The sequence below is a fragment of the Actinosynnema sp. CS-041913 genome, from assembly GCF_050942485.1.
Classification (GTDB): Bacteria; Actinomycetota; Actinomycetes; order Mycobacteriales; family Pseudonocardiaceae; genus Actinosynnema.
On the sequence record NZ_CP192037.1, the window covers coordinates 6,639,736 to 6,659,231 of the forward strand.

The window sequence follows — 19,496 nt, forward strand, 5'->3', positions numbered from 1 at the left end:
TCAAAGAACAACCAGACACCATCCCACCCTGCCAACGCCTACCCGGCCAAGACCGAACGGTTCGAAGACTGAGACAGCCTGTCGTTTCCTCGCTGAAAGGACACTCACGTGTTCCCTCAGGACCCAACAGCGTACCGAACAGAAAACCCGAACCCCTCGCAGACCCTTCCACGCCCTCACGGACAGTACTAACTCTGCGAACAACCCGAGATCCTGCATTAGCCAGCATCCACATCATTGAGCCCCACCCGACGATCATTCGCCGCCGGCGTGGCCTCCGTCCCGGCGAACCGGAACGAGAGATGCTCCTTAGAAAGGAGGTGATCCAGCCGCACCTTCCGGTACGGCTACCTTGTTACGACTTCGTCCCAATCGCCAGTCCCACCTTCGACCGCTCCCCCCCTTACGGGTTGGGCCACGGGCTTCGGGTGTTACCGACTTTCGTGACGTGACGGGCGGTGTGTACAAGGCCCGGGAACGTATTCACCGCAGCGTTGCTGATCTGCGATTACTAGCGACTCCGACTTCACGGGGTCGAGTTGCAGACCCCGATCCGAACTGAGACCGGCTTTGTGGGATTCGCTCCACCTCACGGCTTAGCAGCCCTCTGTACCGGCCATTGTAGCATGTGTGAAGCCCTGGACATAAGGGGCATGATGACTTGACGTCATCCCCACCTTCCTCCGAGTTGACCCCGGCAGTCTCCCATGAGTCCCCACCATAACGTGCTGGCAACATGGAACGAGGGTTGCGCTCGTTGCGGGACTTAACCCAACATCTCACGACACGAGCTGACGACAGCCATGCACCACCTGTACACCAGTCCGAAGAGGCCCATATCTCTATGGGTTTCCGGTGCATGTCAAGCCCAGGTAAGGTTCTTCGCGTTGCATCGAATTAATCCACATGCTCCGCCGCTTGTGCGGGCCCCCGTCAATTCCTTTGAGTTTTAGCCTTGCGGCCGTACTCCCCAGGCGGGGTGCTTAATGCGTTAGCTGCGGCACGGAGGACGTGGAAGCCCCCCACACCTAGCACCCACCGTTTACGGCGTGGACTACCAGGGTATCTAATCCTGTTCGCTCCCCACGCTTTCGCTCCTCAGCGTCAGTATCGGCCCAGAGACCCGCCTTCGCCACCGGTGTTCCTCCTGATATCTGCGCATTTCACCGCTACACCAGGAATTCCAGTCTCCCCTGCCGAACTCAAGTCTGCCCGTATCGACCGCAGGCTCCACGTTAAGCGTGAAGTTTTCACGGCCGACGCAACAAACCGCCTACGAGCTCTTTACGCCCAATAATTCCGGACAACGCTCGCACCCTACGTATTACCGCGGCTGCTGGCACGTAGTTAGCCGGTGCTTCTTCTGTAGGTACCGTCACTCACGCTTCGTCCCTACTGAAAGAGGTTTACAACCCGAAGGCCGTCATCCCCCACGCGGCGTCGCTGCATCAGGCTTCCGCCCATTGTGCAATATTCCCCACTGCTGCCTCCCGTAGGAGTCTGGGCCGTGTCTCAGTCCCAGTGTGGCCGGTCACCCTCTCAGGCCGGCTACCCGTCGTCGCCTTGGTAGGCCATCACCCCACCAACAAGCTGATAGGCCGCGGGTCCATCCCATACCGCCGGAACTTTCCACCCACCACCATGCGGTGACAGGTCGTATCCGGTATTAGACCTAGTTTCCCAGGCTTATCCCAGAGTACAGGGCAGGTTACCCACGTGTTACTCACCCGTTCGCCGCTCGTGTACCCCGAAGGGCCTTACCGCTCGACTTGCATGTGTTAAGCACGCCGCCAGCGTTCGTCCTGAGCCAGGATCAAACTCTCCAATAAGGAATGAGTTGATCGCTCGGACAACACTGACAACACGAACCGGAACAGGGTCCGTGCATATTGCCAGTTGTCCAGTCAATCTCAAAGGAAACCTCTTGACGAGGTTCATAAATTTACTGGCTATTCGGCACGCTGTTGAGTTCTCAAAGAACACGCGCTCACCATCCTGACCCGCGTCTTACCGCAGTCCATTCCGGGGCTTGTGCGCCGCGCTCCGTTCCGGCTTTCCCGGCCCGTTCCGCGCTGGCATGGAGAAACTTACACGAGTGTCCCCGGATAGTGAAATCGGGGGGTCGGTTGTGGCATCTCCGCAGCTAGACGTGGTGCGGAGGGCGAACACGGAGGATGCTGTCCGGGTGCTGCTCCGCCCTCGACTCCGCCCGTGGGGCAAGTACGGCATCCACCTCCTCGTGGTCGCCGCTTGCTACTACGCCGGCGCACGCCTCGGTCTGCTCCAGGCGTTGGTCAACGACCAGGTGACCCCGCTGTGGCCACCGACCGGTATCGCACTGCTGGCTCTCCTGTTGGGCGGTGTGCGGCTGTGGCCCGCGATCGCCGTGGCGGCCTTCGTGGTCAACGCGACGCTGGGCGACAGCAGCTCGGCGTTCCTGATCAGCGCCGGCAACACCCTGGGCCCGGTGGTCGCCTTCCTCCTGCTCAAGCACTTCGACTTCCGACTGGAGCTGGGTCGGACGCGGGACGCCCTCGCGCTGGTCTTCCTGGGCGCGTTCGCGGGCATGGCGGTCAGCGCCTCGGTCGGCACGGGCGCGCTGATGCTCACCGGCGCGATCGACCGGTCGGGCTTCTGGTCCACCTGGTCGGTGTGGTGGACGGGCGACGTGATGGGTGTCCTGGTCCTGGTGCCGCTGGTGTTGGCCGTGCGCGCGGCCCGCCGCCTGGAGCCGGCGCGGGCGGCCGAGTTGGCGGCGCTGCTGGCCTGCACGGTCGTGGTCATGGTGATCGCGGCGACCAGTCCGGTGCGGCTGCTGTACGTGGTGTTCCCGTTCGCCATCTGGGGCGCGTTGCGCTTCCAGCACCTGGGCGCGGCGCCGTGCGCGCTCATCGCGACCGTCATGGCGGCGCGGGGCGCGGCGGCCGGGATCGGCCCTTTCGCCGCCTTGGACGTGTTCCACCGGATGGTGATGTTGCAGGCGTTCAACGTCACGGTCGCGTTGACGACGCTCGTGTTGAGCGCGGTGATCGCCGAGCGCAACGAGGCGCGTAGAGCGATCGAACGGACGTGTGCGCAGTTGACCGACGTCGTGCAGCAGTACCAGCCGTTGTTGTCCCGCGATGCGCTGCCGCCGACCCGTCCGGACGCCCGCTAGTGGACGTGCTGATCGTCGGCGGCGGTCCGGCCGGTCGGGCGCTCGCGGCGGCGTGCTCGGGCCGGGGTCTGGTCACCGCGTTGGTCGACCCGCACCCGGAACGGCCGTGGCGTGCGACCTACGCGGCGTGGACGGACGAGCTGCCGGTCGACGCGCCGATCGCCGTGTCGGCCGGCGGAGCCAGGGTGGTCGCGACGACGGAGCACCGGATCGCGCGCGGGTACGCCGTGTTGGACAACGAACGGCTCCGGCGGCTGCCCGATGACGTGCGGGTGGTGCGGGGCACTGTGGTCGAGCGCGGTCCCCGGCACGTGGTGCTGCGCGACGGGCATGTGCTCAGGGCCGGCCTGGTGGTGAACGCGGCGGGCGCCTCGGAGGGTCGTGCAGCCCAGCACGCCGTGGGTGTGGTGGTGCCGAGAGCCCACGCCGAGCCGTTCGTGGGCGACGGCGAGGCTCTGATCATGGACTGGCGCAAGCCGCCGGACGCCGGTACGCCGGACCCGACGTTCCTCTACGCCATCCCGGTGTCGGACGATCAGGTGCTGCTGGAGGAGACGTCGCTGGCGCGCGCGCCGGGTCTGCCGTTGGCGGAACTGCGGTTGCGCCTGCGCGCGCGCCTCGCCGCGCGGGGGATTCCGCTGCCGTCCGACGAGGAGCGGGTGCGCATTCCGCTGGACGGGCGGCCGGAGGTGGACGCGTTCGGCGCGGCGGCGGGGCTGGTGCACCCGGCCACCGGCTACGGCGTGGCGAACGCGCTGCGGCTCGCGCCCGAGGTGGCACGGGCCATCGCGGACGGCGTGCCGATCAGGCGGGTGGTGTGGCCGGCTCGGGCGAAGGCCGTTCACGTGTTCCGCGAGCGCGGTCTCGCCGCGTTGCTGGCGATGCGGCCCGAACAGGTTCCGGAATTTTTCGACCTATTTTTCCAATTGCCTGAGAATCAGCAACGAAACTACCTTGGCGACCGCGCGGACCCCCGTGGCGCGCTGGGCGCGATGTCCGCCTTGTTCCGCGCCGCGCCGTGGAGGTTGCGGGTCCGTTTGGCATTTTCCGTGCAACCGGCCAAGGGTATGAGAACACCTGGTTAACGGTCTGGGCATACGAAGATCGACCGGGCACGATCAGAGTGTGCCCGCCTTGCTGGATGACGTTCGCTTCGCCTTCCAGCCGCTGTTCAACCTCCACACCGGAGGGGTCGTCGCGGTCGAGGCACTGGCCCGGCCACACGACGGCAGCGTGCAGGATCTGCTCCGCATGGCATTCCGTGCGGGGTATTTGGCGAACACCGACGTGGCCCTCGCCTGTCGTGCGGTCCGCAACGCGGCCGACCACGACTTCACCCTGCCGCTGCACGTGAACCTGCTCGCGATGACGATCGCGGACAAACCGGAGCAGATGGCCCCGCTCTACGCCGCGCTGCGCGACACCGGCCGCACGCCGTCGAACCTGGTGGTGGAAGTCGGCACGCCGTACTCGCGCGCCCCGCGCCACCGGCTGGTCAAGGCCTTGGCCCGGCTGCGCGAGGACGGGTTCAAGATCGGCCTGGACGGCGTCGGCGAGGGCGACTCGCCGCTGTCGCTGCTGGCCGAGGTGCAGCCCGACGTGGTCAAGCTGGACCGCGAGGTCGTCCAGGAGCTGCCCGACAACCCGACGCGGGTCGCGTTGGTCCAGGCCTTGCAGCACCTGTGCGAGGCGACCGACTCGCAGATCGTCGCCGAGGGTGTGGAGACCGAGGCGCAGCTCGTGGCGCTGCGCAAGCTGGGCGTCCGGCTCGCGCAGGGCAACCTGCTGGCGGCGGCGCAGCGCCGGCCCAAGGTGAACGTGACCATCTCGGCCGTGCTCAGCGAGGTCAACGACCCGGAGGCGGTCGGCAAGACGACGACCAAGCCGCTGCGCCGCAAGTCGGGTCCGAAGGTCACCGACTTCCTGCACCCGGCGACCACGCTGCCCGAGTCGGCGACCTCCGAGGACGTGCGGGACGTGCTGGCCACCCAGCCGTCGGTGAGCGGCGTGGTGCTGGTGGACGACGAGGGCCGGCCGCGGTGGACGGTGGACCGCAACCGGTTCCTGCTGGCCGTGACCGGGCCGTTCGGGCACGCCCTGCACGCCAAGCGGGAGGCCGCGCGGCTGGCGGACAAGCCTCGGGTGATCGGCGCCGAGTCGACCGCGCTGGAGCTGTTGGACATCGTCGCGCACGCCAACCGGGAGCGCACCAACGACGACCTGGTGGTCGTGGACGGCGACGACCGGTGCCTGGGTGTGGTGCGGGTGGCGGACGTGGTGCGCGGCATCGCGGAGCTGAAGGTCGAGCAGGCCGCCGCGCTGAGCCCCCTGACCCGGCTGCCCGGCAGCGACTCGATCGCGCGCGAAGTGGACCGGCGGATCCTCAACGGCGAGATCTTCGCCGTGGGGTGGCTGGACGTGGACGCGTTCAAACGGGTGAACGACTCGGTGGGGTTCGCGGCGGGCGACGACTTGATCCGGGCACTCGGGCGGACGCTGACCGAGGGCGCCCCGAAGTTCCCCGGCGTCCAGGTGGGGCACGTCGGCGGGGACGACTTTTTAATCGTCGCCGGTTTGAACGAGATCGTGCCGTACTCGGCGGGTGTGCTGGACACCCCGTTCGACGCCGAAGGGCACGCGGTGACGTTGTCGCTGGCCACGCTGGTCTGCGCAGCGGGTACGGTGGGGTCGTACCGGGAGGTCTCCCGGCTGCTCGCGCCACTGAAGGAGCACGCGAAGTCGTTGCGGGGCAACAGTTGGGTGTTGGGCCGTCCGGGCAGCGACCATGTGGACGTGCTGCGTGGAGGAGCCCACCTCGCGGTCAGCTAGCCGCGCCCGGAAGTTCACCGCATCGCTGCCTGTGCCACTACCCTGATCACTCATAGCATCAGGCTGACTACCCACCGCAGGGAGGTCCCTGGTGAGCGAAGTCGAGGTCACCGCTCTACCGCGTCCGCGAACCGAGTTCGAGACGGCGTTGTCGGTAGGGGTGGAAGAAGAGTTCTTGCTGGTGGACGCGGTCACCGGGGTGGTGGTGCCGCTGGCCGGAGAGGTGCTGGGCGCCGCGGACGGCGTGCTGGACCTCCAGGCCGAGATGACCCGGTTCCAGGTGGAGAGCGCGACCGCCGTGTGCCGGACCATGGACCAGGTGCGCGACCAGGTGGTGCTGGCCCGGCGCGCGTTGAACGGCCTGGCGCGGGAGCACAACGCGCGGATCGTGGCCACGGGGACGCCGGTGCTGGGCGGTGACCGCCCGCCGCCGTTGACCGACAACCAGCGGTACCGGGACATCGCGCTCCAGTACGGGTCGCTGATCGACGCGCTGACCATCTGCGGGTGCCACGTGCACATCGGCATCCCGGACGAGGAGACCGGCGTGCTGATCTCCAACCACCTGCGGCGCTGGCTGCCGGTGCTGTTGGCGATCAGCGCGAACTCGCCGTTCTCCGGGGGGCGCGACACCGGGTACGCGAGCTGGCGCTACCTGTCGTGGAGCCCGTGGCCGTCGGCTGGCCCGCCGCCGCAGTTCGCGTCCCCCGAGGAGTACCACCTGGCGATGCAGGTGCTGCGGGACTCGGGCGCGGCGATGGACAAGGGCATGGTCTATTGGGACGTGCGGCTCTCGGCGAACCACCCGACCGTCGAGTTACGGGTGTGCGATGTCGCGGCGACCGTGGAGGAGGCGGTGCTGATCGCCGCTCTGGTACGGGCCATCGCCGCCACCGCGGTGGCCGGGATACCCGCGCTCCAGGTGTCGGACCTGGTCTTGCGGACCGCTTTGTGGCGTGCGGCGCGTGACGGTGTGGAGGGCGCCGGGGTCGACCCGCACACCGGGCGGTTGGTCGCGGCGGCCGATCAGGTGCGGGCGTTGGCGGATTGGACGCGGCCCGCGTTGCGCGCGTGCGGGGACGAGGAGCTGGTGGACGAGGGCATCGCGCGGCTGCTGGTGGACGGTGGTGGGGCCACCCGTCAGCGGCGGGCGTTCCTGCGTCGGGGTTCGTTGTCCGATGTGGTGGACCTGCTGGTGAGGCAGACCTGAGTTCCTTTCACCTCGAATTCCGCTCTGCCAGGACGCCCGTGGCGAGTTCCGGCGCGCCCGTCGGACCATGGAGGAGCACCAGATCCGGCGGCTGCCGGTGCTGGAGGACCACCGGCTCGTGGGCATGGTGTCGGAGGCCGACCTGGCCCGGCACCTGGACGACGGGCAGATCGCGGAGTTCGTCGAGAAGGTGTACGCGAGGTAGGGCAGCGGTCGCCGGTGGGAACCGACGACCGCTGCCCCGTCACGCTGCCAGGTCAGCCCGTCGCGTCACGCCGTGCAGCGGCTCGGGTCGTGCAGCGGCTCAGACCGTGAAGCCGAGGGCGCGCAGTTGCTCGCGGCCGTCGTCGGTGATCTTCTCCGGGCCCCACGGGGGCATCCAGACCCAGTTGATGCGGAAGTCGTCGACGATGCCGCCGCCGGCGCCGCCGACCAGGGCGCTGCGCGTCTGGTCTTCGATGACGTCCGTCAGGGGGCAGGCCGCCGACGTGAGGGTCATGTCGATCACGGCGACGTTCTCTTCGTCCACGCGGATGTCGTAGACCAGGCCCAGGTCGACCACGTTGATGCCGAGTTCCGGGTCCACGACGTCGCGCATGGCTTCCTCGACGTCGTCCAGGTTCGCCAGGTCCGCCTTCGGCGCGGGCGGTTCGGGCATGCCCTCCACGCCGCGGACCACGTCTTCAGGGGTGGTCATGCCGTTGCTCCTTCACTGCGGGCCACCGCGTCCTTGAATGCCATCCAGCCCAGTAGGGCGCACTTCACACGTGCCGGGTACTTGGCCACCCCGGCGAACGCGATGCCGTCTTCGAGGACGTCCTCGTCGGGCTCGACCTGGCCGCGGCCCTGCATCAGCTCGACGAAGGCGTCCATCTTCTCGAACGCCTCACCCACCGGCTTGCCGACCACCAGGTCGGTCAGCACCGACGTGGACGCCTGGCTGATGGAACAGCCCTGGCCGTCGTAGGAGACGTCCGCGACGGTGTCGCCGTCCAGCTTGACCCGGAGGGTGACCTCGTCGCCGCACGTCGGGTTGATCTGGTGCGACTCCGCGTCGAACGGGTCGCGCAGGCCGCGGCCGTGCGGGTTCTTGTAGTGGTCCAGGATGATTTCCTGGTACATCTGCTGTAGCTGCATCTACGCCACTCCGAAGAACTTCTGCGCCTCGCGGACGCCGTCCAGCAGGGCCTGGACCTCGTCCGGGGTGTTGTACAGGTAGAAGCTCGCCCGCACCGTGGCGGCGGCGTCGAGGCGGCGGTGCAGCGGCCACGCGCAGTGGTGGCCCACGCGCACCGCGATGCCGAGGCTGTCCAGCACCTGGCCCGCGTCGTGGGCGTGGATGCCGTCGATCACGAACGCCACCGCCCCGCCGCGGTCCACCGTGTCGGGCGGGCCGACGATGCGGACGCCCGGGATCTCCGCCAGGCCGCGCAGGGCGGCTTCGGTGAGCTGGTGCTCGTGTGCCGCGACGCGGTCCATGCCGATGGCGTTCAGGTAGTCCACGGCCGCGCCGAGCGCCACCGCCTGCGAGGTCATCGGCACGCCGGCCTCGAAGCGCTGTGGCGGCGGGGCGAACGTGGAGCCCTCCATCCGCACCATCTCGATCATCGACCCGCCGGTCAGGAACGGGGGCAGCGCCTCCAGCAGCTCACGCCTGCCGTACAGGACGCCCACGCCCGAGGGGCCGAGCATCTTGTGGCCGGAGAAGACCGCGAAGTCCACTCCCAGGGCGCGGAAGTCGACCGGGCTGTGGGGCACCGACTGGCAGGCGTCCAGCACCGTCAGGGCGCCGACCGAGCGGGCCTTGTCGACCAGGAGCCTGACCGGGTTGACGGTGCCCAGCACGTTGGACTGGTGGGTGAACGCCACGACCTTCGTGCGCTCGTTGACCGGGTCGTCCGCCAGGTCCAGCCGGCCGTCGTCGGTCACGCCGAACCAGCGCAGGGTCGCGCCGGTCCGGGCCGCGAGCTGCTGCCACGGCACGAGGTTGGCGTGGTGCTCCATCTCGGTGACCACGATCTCGTCGCCGGGGCCGATGCGGAACCGGTCGGCTTCGGGGCCCGCGGTGGCCGCGTTGCCCATCGCGTACGCGACGAGGTTCACGCCCTCGGTCGCGTTCTTGGTGAACACGATCTCGCCGAAGTCCACGCCCACGAAGGACGCGATCTTCGCGCGCGCGCCCTCGTAGGCGTCGGTCGCCTCCTCGGCGAGCTGGTGCGCGCCGCGGTGCACCGCGGCGTTGGCGGTCTCCAGGAACGCGCGCTCGGCGTCGAGGACCTGCCTCGGACGTTGCGAGGTGGCGCCGGAGTCCAGGTAGACCAGCCGCTTGCCTTCCCGCACGGTGCGGCCCAGGATCGGGAAGTCCGCCCGCACGGTAGCGACGTCCAGTGGGGTAGCGGTGGTGGTCACTGATCCGACGCCTCCTCTCGAACTCTCGGAACGCTTACTTGGCGGCTTCCAGACTCCCGGCGTACTTCACGTAGCCGTGCTCTTCGAGCTGGTCGGCCAGCTCGCGGCCACCGGACTCGGCGATCCGGCCGTTCGCGAACACGTGCACGAAGTCGGGCTGGATGTACTTGAGGATCCGGGTGTAGTGGGTGATCAGCATGACCCCCACCTCGCCGGACTCCTTGTACTTGTTCACGCCCTCGGACACCACGCGCAGCGCGTCGACGTCCAGGCCGGAGTCGGTCTCGTCCAGGATCGCGATCTTCGGCTTGAGCAGGCCGAGCTGGAGGATCTCGTGGCGCTTCTTCTCACCGCCGGAGAAGCCCTCGTTGACCGAGCGCTCGGCGAAGGCCGGGTCGATGTCCAGGTCGGTCATCGCGCCCTTGACCTCCTTCACCCAGTGCCGCAGGTTCGGGGCCTCGCCGCGCACGGCGGTGGCGGCGGTGCGCAGGAAGTTCGACATCGAGACGCCGGGCACCTCGACCGGGTACTGCATGGCGAGGAAGAGACCCGCGCGGGCGCGCTCGTCCACGCTCATCTCCAGCACGTCCTCGCCGTCCAGCAGCACTGCGCCGGAGGTGACGGTGTACTTGGGGTGACCGGCGATGGCGTAGGACAGGGTGGACTTGCCCGAGCCGTTGGGACCCATGATCGCGTGCGTCTCGCCGGCCTTGATGGTCAGGTCGACGCCCTTGAGGATCTCCTTGGTCGTCTCGTCGGTGACGACCGAGACGTGCAGGTCCTTGATCTCCAGAGTGGCCATGTCGCTGCTCAGTTCTCCTGGTGTGCGCGCCGGACGGGCAGGCGCTGCGTAAGTCAGTTCGTGGTGTCGTTCAGGGTCACGGTGACGTCGACGTAGACGTCGCCGTCACGGATGTCGACGGCGAAGACGTCGACCGGTTCGGTGGCGGGCGGGGACGACGGCCGGCCGGTGCGCAGGTCGAAGCACGACCCGTGCAGCCAGCACTCGACGCCCTTGCGGGTCACGTCGCCCTCGGACAGCGCGACCTCGGCGTGCGAGCACAGGTCGCGCAGCGCGTGGACGGTCCCGCCGTCGCGGACGAGCACGACCGGGGTGTGCTCGTCGCCGACCTCGAACGCGACCGGCTTGCGGTCGTCGAGGTCGGTCAGCGAGCACACCGGGATCACACCCCCACCGCTTCCAGCTCCGCCTCGATCGCGGCTTCCAGGCGCTCGCGCACCTCGGGCACGGCGATCTTGAGCAGGATCTCGTGGAAGAAGCCGCGCACGACCAGCCGGCGCGCCTGCTGCTCCGGGATGCCCCGCGCCTGGAGGTAGAAGAGCTGCTCGTCGTCGAACCGGCCGGTGGCGCTGGCGTGGCCCGCGCCCTCGATCTCGCCGGTCTCGATCTCCAGGTTCGGCACCGAGTCGGCGCGCGCGCCGTCGGTGAGCACCAGGTTGCGGTTCAGCTCGAACGTCTCGGTGCCCTCGGCCGCCGCGCGGATCAGCACGTCGCCGATCCACACGGTGTGCGCGTCGTTGCCCTGCAGCGCACCCTTGTAGACGACGTTGCTGCGGCAGTTGGACTCCGCGTGGTCCACGAACGTGCGGTGCTCCAAGTGCTGGCCGGCGTCGGCGAAGTACAGGCCCAGCAGCTCGGCGTCGCCGCCGCGCCCGGTGTAGGTGACCACCGGGGTGAGCCGGACCAGGTCGCCGCCCAGGGTGACGACGGTGTGCCGGAACGTGGCGTCGCGGCCCAGCCGGGCGTGGTGCGACGAGACGTGCACCGCGTCGTCGGCCCAGTCCTGGACGGCCACGACGGTCAGGTGCGCGCCGTCGGCGACGACGAACTCCACGTTGTCCGCGTACGCGCCGGAGCCCCGGTGGTCGATGACCACGACGGCTTCGGCGAACTGCTCGGCCCGGACCTGGAGGTGCCCGTAGGCGACCTCGCCGACGCCCGCGCCGGTGACCGTGACGATGGTCGGCCCGACCTTGGTGTCCTTCGGCAGCGTCACGACGGTGGCCTCGGTGAACGAGGTCCACGCCTGCGCCGCGATCCGGTCGCCGGGCGTGCCCGCGACGCCGAGCCGCTCGTCGCCGCGCGCGACGGTCTCGACGCGGACGCCCTCGGCGGCCTGGACCTCCACCGCGGCCGACCCGGTGGCGGCGACGCCGGTGTGCAGGCCCGCCAGCCGCTTCATCGGGGTGAAGCGCCAGATCTCCTCGCGGCCTCCCGGCACCTCGAACGCGTTCACGTCGAACGAGGCGAAGTGGTCGGCCCGCGACGAGATCGGGGCACCCGCGCCGTGCGAGTGGGCCGTCAGGCCGTGTTGCTGGTCTTGAGTGGTGACGGCCATGTCAGCCGACGGCCCCTTCCATCTGAAGCTCGATCAGGCGGTTCAGTTCGAGCGCGTACTCCATGGGGAGTTCCCGCGCGATGGGCTCGACGAACCCGCGCACGATCATCGCCATGGCCTCGTCCTCGTTCAGGCCCCGCGACATCAGGTAGAAAAGCTGGTCCTCGGACACCTTCGAGACGGTCGCCTCGTGGCCCATCGACACGTCGTCCTCGCGGACGTCCACGTACGGGTAGGTGTCGGAGCGGCTGATGTTGTCGACCAGCAGCGCGTCGCACTTCACCGTGGACTTCGAGTGGTGCGCCCGCTTGTTGACCTGGACCAGGCCGCGGTAGGAGGTGCGGCCACCGCCGCGCGCCACCGACTTCGACACGATGGTGGACGACGTGTGCGGCGCCATGTGCACCATCTTCGCGCCGGCGTCCTGGTGCTGACCCTCGCCCGCGAACGCGATCGAGAGGACCTCGCCCTTGGCGTGCTCGCCCATCAGGAACACGGCCGGGTACTTCATGGTGACCTTGGAGCCGATGTTGCCGTCGACCCACTCCATGGTCGCGCCCTCTTCGGCCTTCGCGCGCTTGGTGACCAGGTTGTAGACGTTGTTCGACCAGTTCTGGATGGTCGTGTAGCGGCAGCGACCACCCTTCTTGACGATGATCTCCACGACCGCCGAGTGCAGCGAGTCCGACGAGTAGATCGGCGCGGTGCAGCCTTCGACGTAGTGCACGTAGGCGCCCTCGTCGACGATGATCAGGGTGCGCTCGAACTGGCCCATGTTCTCGGTGTTGATCCGGAAGTAGGCCTGGAGCGGGATGTCCACATGGACGCCCTTGGGCACGTAGATGAACGAGCCGCCGGACCACACGGCCGAGTTCAGCGCGGAGAACTTGTTGTCACCCGACGGGATGACCGAGCCGAAGTACTCCTTGAACAGCTCCGGGTGCTCCCTGAGCGCCGTGTCGGTGTCCAGGAAGACGACGCCCTGCTCCTCCAGGTCCTCGCGGATCTTGTGGTAGACGACCTCGGACTCGTACTGGGCGGCGACACCGGAGACCAGGCGCTGCTTCTCCGCCTCCGGGATGCCCAGCCGGTCGTAGGTGTTCTTGATGTCGTCGGGCAGGTCGTCCCAGGTCGCCGCCTGCTTCTCGGTCGACCGCACGAAGTACTTGATGTTGTCGAAGTCGATCCCGGACAGGTCCGAGCCCCACGTCGGCATGGGCTTGCGGTCGAACAGGCGCAGCGCCTTCAGCCGGAAGTCGAGCATCCACTCGGGCTCGTCCTTCTTCGCCGAGATGTCCCGGACGACGTTCTCGTCCAGGCCCCGACGGGCGCTCGCGCCTGCCACGTCCGAGTCCGACCAGCCGAACTCGTAGTTGCCGATGCTCGCCAGGGTCTCTTCCTGGGTGAGCGGGGCGGCGGTGGTGGTGCGCTGCTCGGCAGCGGCAGTCATGCGGGCTCCCCTCCATCTTTGGTGCGGGTGTCGGCGTCGCCGACGGTCGTCCGGGGTGTGTTCGGGATGTGCGTCGTGCACACGGCATCGCCGCGGGCGATGGTGGCCAGGCGCTGGACGTGCGTGCCGAGCAGGTCGGCGAACGCCGCCGTCTCGGTCTCGCACAGTTGCGGGAACTCGGCGGCGACGTGCGCCACCGGGCAGAGGTGCTGGCAGAGCTGCTCGCCCGCGCCCACGTGGCGCGCCGAGGCAGCGTAGCCCTCCCGGGTCAGCGCGGTCGCCAGGGCCTTGGCCCGCTCGGCGGAGTCCGGCTGGGCCACGATGGCGGACCGGTGCCGGTCGACGAACGCGGTCACGCGGCGCTCGGCGAAGGCTCGTACCGCCTCCACCCCGCCCTGTTCGGCGAGGAACCGGAGCGCCGCCACGGCGAGGTCGTCGTAGGCGTGCCCGAACCGGGCCCGCCCCTGCTCGGTGAGCAGGAACAGCTTGGCCGGGCGGCCCCGGCCGCGCCGGCCCCGGCTGGGGGCCTCCCGGCTGACCGCCTCACCGTCGGCGACCAGCGCGTCGAGGTGCCGGCGCACCGCCGTGGGGCTCAGCCCGAGCTGCTCCGCGACCGAGGCCGCGGTGACCGGTCCCTGCTCCAGCAGCAGCCGTGCGACGGCGTGCCGGGTCCGGCCGTCGTGCCCGGCGGGCACAGCGGCTGGGTCGGTCCCGACGTTTTTCACAACACCAGTGTTGCTTATTTCGCCGGCGCCCGCAAAGATCGGCCCGATCCGGGTGACCCGACTCACGTGCGGGGGCCGGTCGCTACCCTTCGGGCGTGACGGCGGGCGGATTGGTGATGGCGGACCGGGACGGGATAGGCGAGGCCGCGCCCCTCGACGCCCGGGAACGGCGGCAGCTCGACATCATCCGCCGCTGGGGCACCGTGGGCGCGCTGCTGATGTTCGTGGGATCGCTCGGCGCGGGCGCCGCCCCGGTGTTCAGCCCGCTGCCCGGCACCCCGGTGCTCGGCCTGTTCGCCCGGATGCCGAGCGCGGCGATGGCGGTCGTGTGGACCGGGGTGTTCCTGGTCGTGTCGGCGTGGCTGTGGCTGGGGCGCTTCGCCCGGCCCGGCCGGCCGCGGCTGATGTCGCGCAGCCAGTTGGACCGCACGCTGCTGATGTGGATCACACCGCTGGTGTTCGTGCTGCCCATGTTCAGCCGGGACGTGTACAGCTACCTGGCGCAGTCGCAGATCGCGGCGGACGGGCAGGACCCGTACGAGCTGGGCCCGGCCTCGGCGCTGGGCGTCGAGCACCCGCTGACCACGAACGTGCCGAACATCTGGCGTGAGACGCCCGCCCCGTACGGGCCGCTGTTCCTGGCCATGGGCCGGGTCATCGCCATGGTGACGGGCGACAGCGTCCTGCCCGGCGTGTTCCTGCACCGGCTGCTGGTGCTGGTGGGGCTGGCGATGATCGTGTGGGCCCTCCCCCGGCTGGCCCGGCGGTTCGGCGTGCCCCCGGTGAGCGCGCTGTGGCTCGGCGCGGCGAACCCGCTGGTGCTGTTCCACCTGGTGGTGGGCGTGCACAACGAGGGCCTGGCGATCGGGCTGATGCTGGTCGGGCTGGAGCTGGCGCTGCGGCGGATGCCCACGTCGCCCGGGTCGCCGATGACCCGCGAAGAGCTGCTGTGGATCACCCTGGGCGCGACGATGATCACGTTCGGCGCGGCGGTGAAGATCCCGGCCGCGCTGGCGCTGGGCTTCCTGGGCGTGATGATCGCCCGGCGGCTGGGCGGGTCGTTCCCGGACCTGCTGAAGTCGGCCGTGCTGCTGACCGCGATCTCCGGGGTGGTGATGGTCGCGACCTGCCTGGGCACCGGGCTCGGGTTCGGGTGGATCGAGACGCTGAACGTCGCCGGGACCGTCAAGAGCTGGATGTCGCCGCCGACCGCCATGGGCTTCATGGGCGGCGGGCTGGGGCTGCTGCTGGGGCTGGGCAACCACACGGACTCGATGATCGCGCTGATGCGGGTGGTGACGCAGGCGGTGTCCGTCGTCATCGCGGGCGCGCTGCTGTGGAAGGCGTTCAAGGGGCGGATCAAGGCGGTCAACGGGCTGGGCGCGGGGCTGGGCGCGGTGCTGGTGCTCGGGCCGGTGCTCCAGCCCTGGTACGTGCTCTGGGCGGCGCTGCCGCTGGCCACGGCCGTGCTGGCGAAGCGGTTCCGGCTGTTCGCGATGAGCGCCAGCGCCGTCATCGCGGTCATCCTGCCGCCGACCGGGTCGGCGTTCGACGGGCGTGCCTACATCGTGCCGCAGGCGGTGGTCGGCGCGGTGCTCGCGTTCGCCCTGTGCCTGTTCGTGGCCCGCAAGCAGGTCGTGCCGCTGATCCGGCGCGACCCGCTGCCGGACGCCGCGTAACGGAGGGAGCGCGTCATGGCCGTCGTGCCGCAGGAGCAGATCCGGTTCGCCGTCGTCCTCAACGGCGGGGTCAGCCTCGCCGTGTGGATGGGCGGGGTCGTGCTCGAACTCGACCGCCTGACCAGGGCCGACGGCGCGTACGCCGACATCCTGGACGTGGTGGCCAGCACCGCCAGGGCCGATGTGATCACCGGCACCTCGGCCGGCGGCATCAACGGCGCGGCGCTGGCGCTGTCCCAGGTCAACGCGAACGCCAAGCTGGACCGGCTGCGCGACCTGTGGGCCGAGCAGGGCCGGATGGAGCAGCTCCTGCGCACCCCGTTCCGGGGCTCGCCGGTGTCCCTGCTCAAGGGCGACGAGTTCTTCCTCCCCCGCCTGCGGGAGGCCCTGGACCGGTTGACCACGGACTTCGAGCCGACTCCGCCGGACGAGCGGCCGGTCGACCTGCGGATCACCACCACGCTGCTGGCGGGCGTCCCGACGGTCACCCACGACGACCTGGGCCAGGCCCTGGTCCAGTCCTCCCACCAGGGCAGCTTCTCGTTCCGCCGCGACCCGACCGGCCGGGACGACTTCACCGCCGACCGGCTGCCGACCCTGGTGGACCGGATGGCCCTGGCCGCGCGCTCGTCGGCGTCCTTCCCGTTCGCCTTCGAGCCCTCGTACGTGCCGGTCACCCCGGAAGCGGCCGACGGCGACCGCCCGAACATGGCCGAGGTCGCGTCCTGGGCGAACGGGTCCGACAACCGGTCGCGCTACGCGGTGGACGGCGGCGTGCTGGTCAACACCCCGACCAAGGAGGCCCTGGAGGCCATCGACCGGATGCCCGCCGAGGGCCCGGTGCGCCGCGTGATGCTGCTGGTCTTCCCGCACGCCCCCGGGTCCGGGACCGAGCCGGCCGCGCCGGTGGACGGCGCCCTGCCCAGCACCATCGGCACCGGCGCGAAGCTGCTCGGCGCGTTGACCAGCCAGAGCGGTCGCACCTACGTGGAGCGGATCGAGGAGCACAACCGCCTGGCGGCGTCCCGGCGCGGCGGGCGCAGCGCCCTGCTGGACCGCCTGGCGGCGGGCGGCTCCGTCACCGAGAAGCTGTACGCGCTGGCGGCGACCCTGCACGACCACTACGAGGACGTGCGGATCCGGCACGCGGCGCGGGACGTCACCGCCCGCCAGTTCGAGGTGCCGGGCGCGAACGCGGCCGGGTGGACGTTCGAGCGGGTGCGGGCGGCGGCCGAGGCGGCGCAGCGGTCGCACCTGGCCAAGTGGGGCAGCCTGCCCTACGTCCCCACCGCGCCCCAGCCCGCGGCGCTGCCCGACACCGGCTGGCCGTGGGGCATCGGGATGGCCGACCGGCTCGCCTCCGCCGCGATGGACCTGCTCAAACGCCTGGTGTGGGTCGTGCCGGAGGACCTGTCCGGCGACGGCCGCCTCGCCCAGGCCCGGACCAACCTCTACGAGCTGCGCGCGCGGCTGCGGGCCGCGCGCGCCGAACTCGACGGCCAGTGGACGACCAGCGAGCGGCAGGCGCTCAACCAGGCGTACTGGGAGCAGCGCGTGGAGGCGTTCGCGGCCGGGATGCTGTCCGCGGACGGCGTCGGGCAGCGGGTGCGGGCCCAGGTGGACCGCATCGCCGGCATCCTCGGCGACGCGCGCGACGTGCTGGACCGGCTCGACGACGAGCGGGTGCGGATGGCCGGCCTGCGGTCGTGGCGCAAGCTGCTGGCCGAGCCGCGCACGGACGGCGAGACTGCGGCGGGGCTGCTGGGCGCCGACCTGTGGCTGTCCCGGGTGCTGGCGCTGGAGGTGGCGACGACCTGCCTGGCCGACGACTCGCGCCCCGGCCTGGACCAGGCCGTCGACCTGGTGCAGATCAGCCTCCAGACGCGCAACGCGTTCGCCGACTACAGCGTGACCCCCGACGACAAGGCCGGCGGCGCGTCGCTGAGCCGGTTCTCCGGGTTCCTGAAGCGGTCGTGGCGGGTCAACGACTGGATCTGGGGCCGGCTGGACGGTGCGACCATGCTGTGCAAGGTCGTGTTCGACCCGAAGCGGCTGCTGCGCATCGACCGGCTCACCGGCGGCGACGCCCCTCCCGCGCAGCGGGCGCGGGAACGCGTCGACGGCCTGGTGCGCAAGCTGTTCGGCGACGGCGTGCCGGACCGGCTGCGGCCCTACGTCGAGCGGGCCGTCGAGGAGCTGACCGCGATCTACGCCGACCCCGAGGGCGACCACCCGCCGACGTGCGAGGCGCTGGCCGAACTCGCCGCGTGGGGCCTGCACGTGCGGATCATCTGCGAGGAGCTGCCCTCGCTGCGGGCGGCGATCCTGGCCGACCGCAACGAGGGCGCGGACCGGCGGTCGCGGGGCGAGCTGTTCCTGGAGGAGCAGGCGGTGCTGCTGGCGAAGCTGCCGGTGCGCACCGACGCCGAGCGGATCCAGATCGGGATGGACGCGTTGAGCGCGTTCGACCGGGCCGGGATCGGGCGGGAGCCGCTGTCCCAGGAGGCGTCCAGCGACCAGGTGATCCGGACCGCGGCGACCGCCGCGGCGGTGGCCATCACCGTGGCGGACAGCGAGAAGTCCGGGCTGGGCCCGGCGAAGCCGCTGACCCGGGCGCTGCGCGGGGCGGCGCTGCTGCCGTACTGGACGATCACCGGGCTGACCAGGGGCGGGCAGCTCGCGCAGTTCCTCGGGCTGCTCGGGTTCGCGCTGGGCGGCGCGCTGCTGGTGCTGGCGTTGTTCGACCTGCTGCCGGCCTGGGCGGTCGGTCCGGCGGCGGCGTTCGGCAGCGGCACGCTGCTGGCCGCGTTCGGCTACGCCGCGCTGCGGTCGGGGACGCTGCTGCACGGCCTGGTGCTGCTGTCGCCGGTGATCCCGCTGGTGACCGTCGCGATCGACCGGACCCGGATCGCGCTGGGCGCGGGCGGGACCGGGGAGCAGGCGGTGACCGGGATGGTCGCCCTGGGCGGCGTCCTGCTCGTGGTGGTCGGGCTGCTGGTGATCGGCAGCCTGCCCGCGCCGGTCGGCACCCCGCTGGCGGTGCTGAAGAAGGTGCGGCTGCGGCCCCGGCTGCTGCTGCGGCTGCTCGTGGTCGCGCTGATCGTGTGCGGGATCTGGGTCGTCGTGCGGTACCGGCTGTACGACCTGGACGCCTCGCTGGTCGTGGTCGGCACCGCGGTGGCGATCCTGTTCGGCGTCCTGGTGTCGCTGCGGCTGGGGCGCTCGTTGCAGCGGTGGCGCCAGGTCGACGGCGTGTGGGACACCGAGCACGCCGAGCCGCCCGCCGCCGCGACCGCCGGGTGGGCCGCCGTGTACGGGTCGGTGCTGCTGGTGATCGCGGCCGTGGTGCAGGTGTTCGAGCTGCGGTTCGTGGGCTGGGAGGCGGTGCTGGCCACCGCGCTGTCGTTCGGGCTGGTGCTGCTGCTGGTGACGACGTGGTGGGTGCCGCTGAAGGCCCGCCGGCGCATCGCCCGGAACCTGGTGGAGCAGTCCGCTTTCGTGGACTTCGAGGGCAGCGTGGCGGACGGGCTGCTCAAGCGCCTGGAGGGCCACGCCATGCTGTTCCGCTTCCTGACCACCCTGGACGCCGCCGGCAAGCCCGTCCTGGGCCCCGGTGGCCTGCGGGTCGCGCGACGGATCACGCTGCTCCAGGCCACCGGGGTGGACGACTACTGACG

Annotated in this window: 15 protein-coding genes and 1 rRNA gene; 7 read left to right on the forward strand and 9 right to left on the reverse strand. The window is 70.3% G+C overall.

The genetic code is table 11. From position 1 onward, the window contains the following. Positions 1–313: 313 nt before the first annotated feature. Positions 314–1,829 (reverse strand): 16S ribosomal RNA (locus ACQPZF_RS29525). 356 nt (positions 1,830–2,185) lie between these two features. On the opposite strand from ACQPZF_RS29525, the gene ACQPZF_RS29530 reads away from it, so the two are divergent. From ACQPZF_RS29530 to ACQPZF_RS29550, 5 genes are all read left to right on the forward strand, one after another. Then, on the forward strand, positions 2,186–3,157 hold the full coding sequence (locus tag ACQPZF_RS29530; RefSeq protein ID WP_433262456.1) for an MASE1 domain-containing protein: 972 nt from the start codon (positions 2,186–2,188) through the stop codon (positions 3,155–3,157). Beyond that, positions 3,157–4,242, forward strand: coding sequence for a lycopene cyclase family protein (locus tag ACQPZF_RS29535; RefSeq protein WP_433262458.1), 1,086 nt, complete (start codon positions 3,157–3,159; stop codon positions 4,240–4,242). The genes ACQPZF_RS29530 and ACQPZF_RS29535 overlap by 1 nt, the downstream gene beginning before the upstream one ends. Before the next feature lie 40 nt (positions 4,243–4,282). Further along, positions 4,283–5,986, forward strand: coding sequence for an EAL domain-containing protein (locus tag ACQPZF_RS29540; protein WP_433262460.1), 1,704 nt, complete (start codon positions 4,283–4,285; stop codon positions 5,984–5,986). A 91-nt stretch (positions 5,987–6,077) separates the two neighbouring features. After that, positions 6,078–7,196 carry a carboxylate-amine ligase gene (locus ACQPZF_RS29545; protein ID WP_433262462.1) on the forward strand — a complete coding sequence of 373 codons (1,119 nt, stop codon included), beginning with the start codon at positions 6,078–6,080 and terminating at the stop codon, positions 7,194–7,196. 16 nt (positions 7,197–7,212) lie between these two features. Beyond that, positions 7,213–7,401 (forward strand): CBS domain-containing protein, encoded by a 189-nt coding sequence (locus tag ACQPZF_RS29550; RefSeq protein ID WP_433274740.1) that lies wholly within the window; start codon positions 7,213–7,215, stop codon positions 7,399–7,401. Positions 7,402–7,500: 99 nt separating this feature from the next. Here the strand turns inward: ACQPZF_RS29550 and ACQPZF_RS29555 are convergent, their stop codons facing one another. From ACQPZF_RS29555 to ACQPZF_RS29590, 8 genes are read right to left on the reverse strand one after another with little or no spacing between them, the layout of a single operon-like run. After that, positions 7,501–7,893: a metal-sulfur cluster assembly factor gene (locus tag ACQPZF_RS29555; protein WP_433262464.1), complete on the reverse strand. Its 393-nt coding sequence runs from the start codon at positions 7,891–7,893 to the stop codon at positions 7,501–7,503. Further along, positions 7,890–8,333 (reverse strand): Fe-S cluster assembly sulfur transfer protein SufU, encoded by a 444-nt coding sequence (gene sufU, locus ACQPZF_RS29560; protein ID WP_433262466.1) that lies wholly within the window; start codon positions 8,331–8,333, stop codon positions 7,890–7,892. Before sufU ends, ACQPZF_RS29555 begins: the two co-directional genes overlap by 4 nt. Further along, complete coding sequence (locus tag ACQPZF_RS29565; RefSeq protein ID WP_433262468.1) at positions 8,334–9,605, reverse strand: cysteine desulfurase; 1,272 nt, start codon at positions 9,603–9,605, stop codon at positions 8,334–8,336. A gap of 34 nt (positions 9,606–9,639) precedes the next feature. Then, a complete protein-coding gene (sufC, locus tag ACQPZF_RS29570) occupies positions 9,640–10,407 on the reverse strand; it encodes a Fe-S cluster assembly ATPase SufC (RefSeq protein ID WP_433262470.1) in 768 nt (255 codons plus the stop codon). Positions 10,408–10,460: 53 nt separating this feature from the next. Beyond that, positions 10,461–10,793: a non-heme iron oxygenase ferredoxin subunit gene (locus tag ACQPZF_RS29575; RefSeq protein WP_433262472.1), complete on the reverse strand. Its 333-nt coding sequence runs from the start codon at positions 10,791–10,793 to the stop codon at positions 10,461–10,463. Further along, positions 10,790–11,965 carry a Fe-S cluster assembly protein SufD gene (gene sufD, locus ACQPZF_RS29580; RefSeq protein ID WP_433262474.1) on the reverse strand — a complete coding sequence of 392 codons (1,176 nt, stop codon included), beginning with the start codon at positions 11,963–11,965 and terminating at the stop codon, positions 10,790–10,792. The genes ACQPZF_RS29575 and sufD overlap by 4 nt, the downstream gene beginning before the upstream one ends. 1 nt (position 11,966) lies before the next feature. Next, positions 11,967–13,415 (reverse strand): Fe-S cluster assembly protein SufB, encoded by a 1,449-nt coding sequence (gene sufB, locus ACQPZF_RS29585; RefSeq protein ID WP_433262475.1) that lies wholly within the window; start codon positions 13,413–13,415, stop codon positions 11,967–11,969. After that, complete coding sequence (locus tag ACQPZF_RS29590) at positions 13,412–14,140, reverse strand: helix-turn-helix transcriptional regulator (protein WP_433262477.1); 729 nt, start codon at positions 14,138–14,140, stop codon at positions 13,412–13,414. Before ACQPZF_RS29590 ends, sufB begins: the two co-directional genes overlap by 4 nt. Positions 14,141–14,256: 116 nt before the next feature. Between ACQPZF_RS29590 and mptB the strand changes: the two genes are divergently transcribed. Both mptB and ACQPZF_RS29600 read left to right on the forward strand, forming a co-directional pair. Next, positions 14,257–15,819 (forward strand): polyprenol phosphomannose-dependent alpha 1,6 mannosyltransferase MptB, encoded by a 1,563-nt coding sequence (gene mptB, locus ACQPZF_RS29595; protein ID WP_433274742.1) that lies wholly within the window; start codon positions 14,257–14,259, stop codon positions 15,817–15,819. A 15-nt stretch (positions 15,820–15,834) separates the two neighbouring features. Then, positions 15,835–19,494, forward strand: a complete 3,660-nt coding sequence (locus ACQPZF_RS29600; protein ID WP_433262479.1) for a patatin-like protein — start codon at positions 15,835–15,837, stop codon at positions 19,492–19,494. The last annotated feature ends 2 nt before the right edge of the window (positions 19,495–19,496 follow it).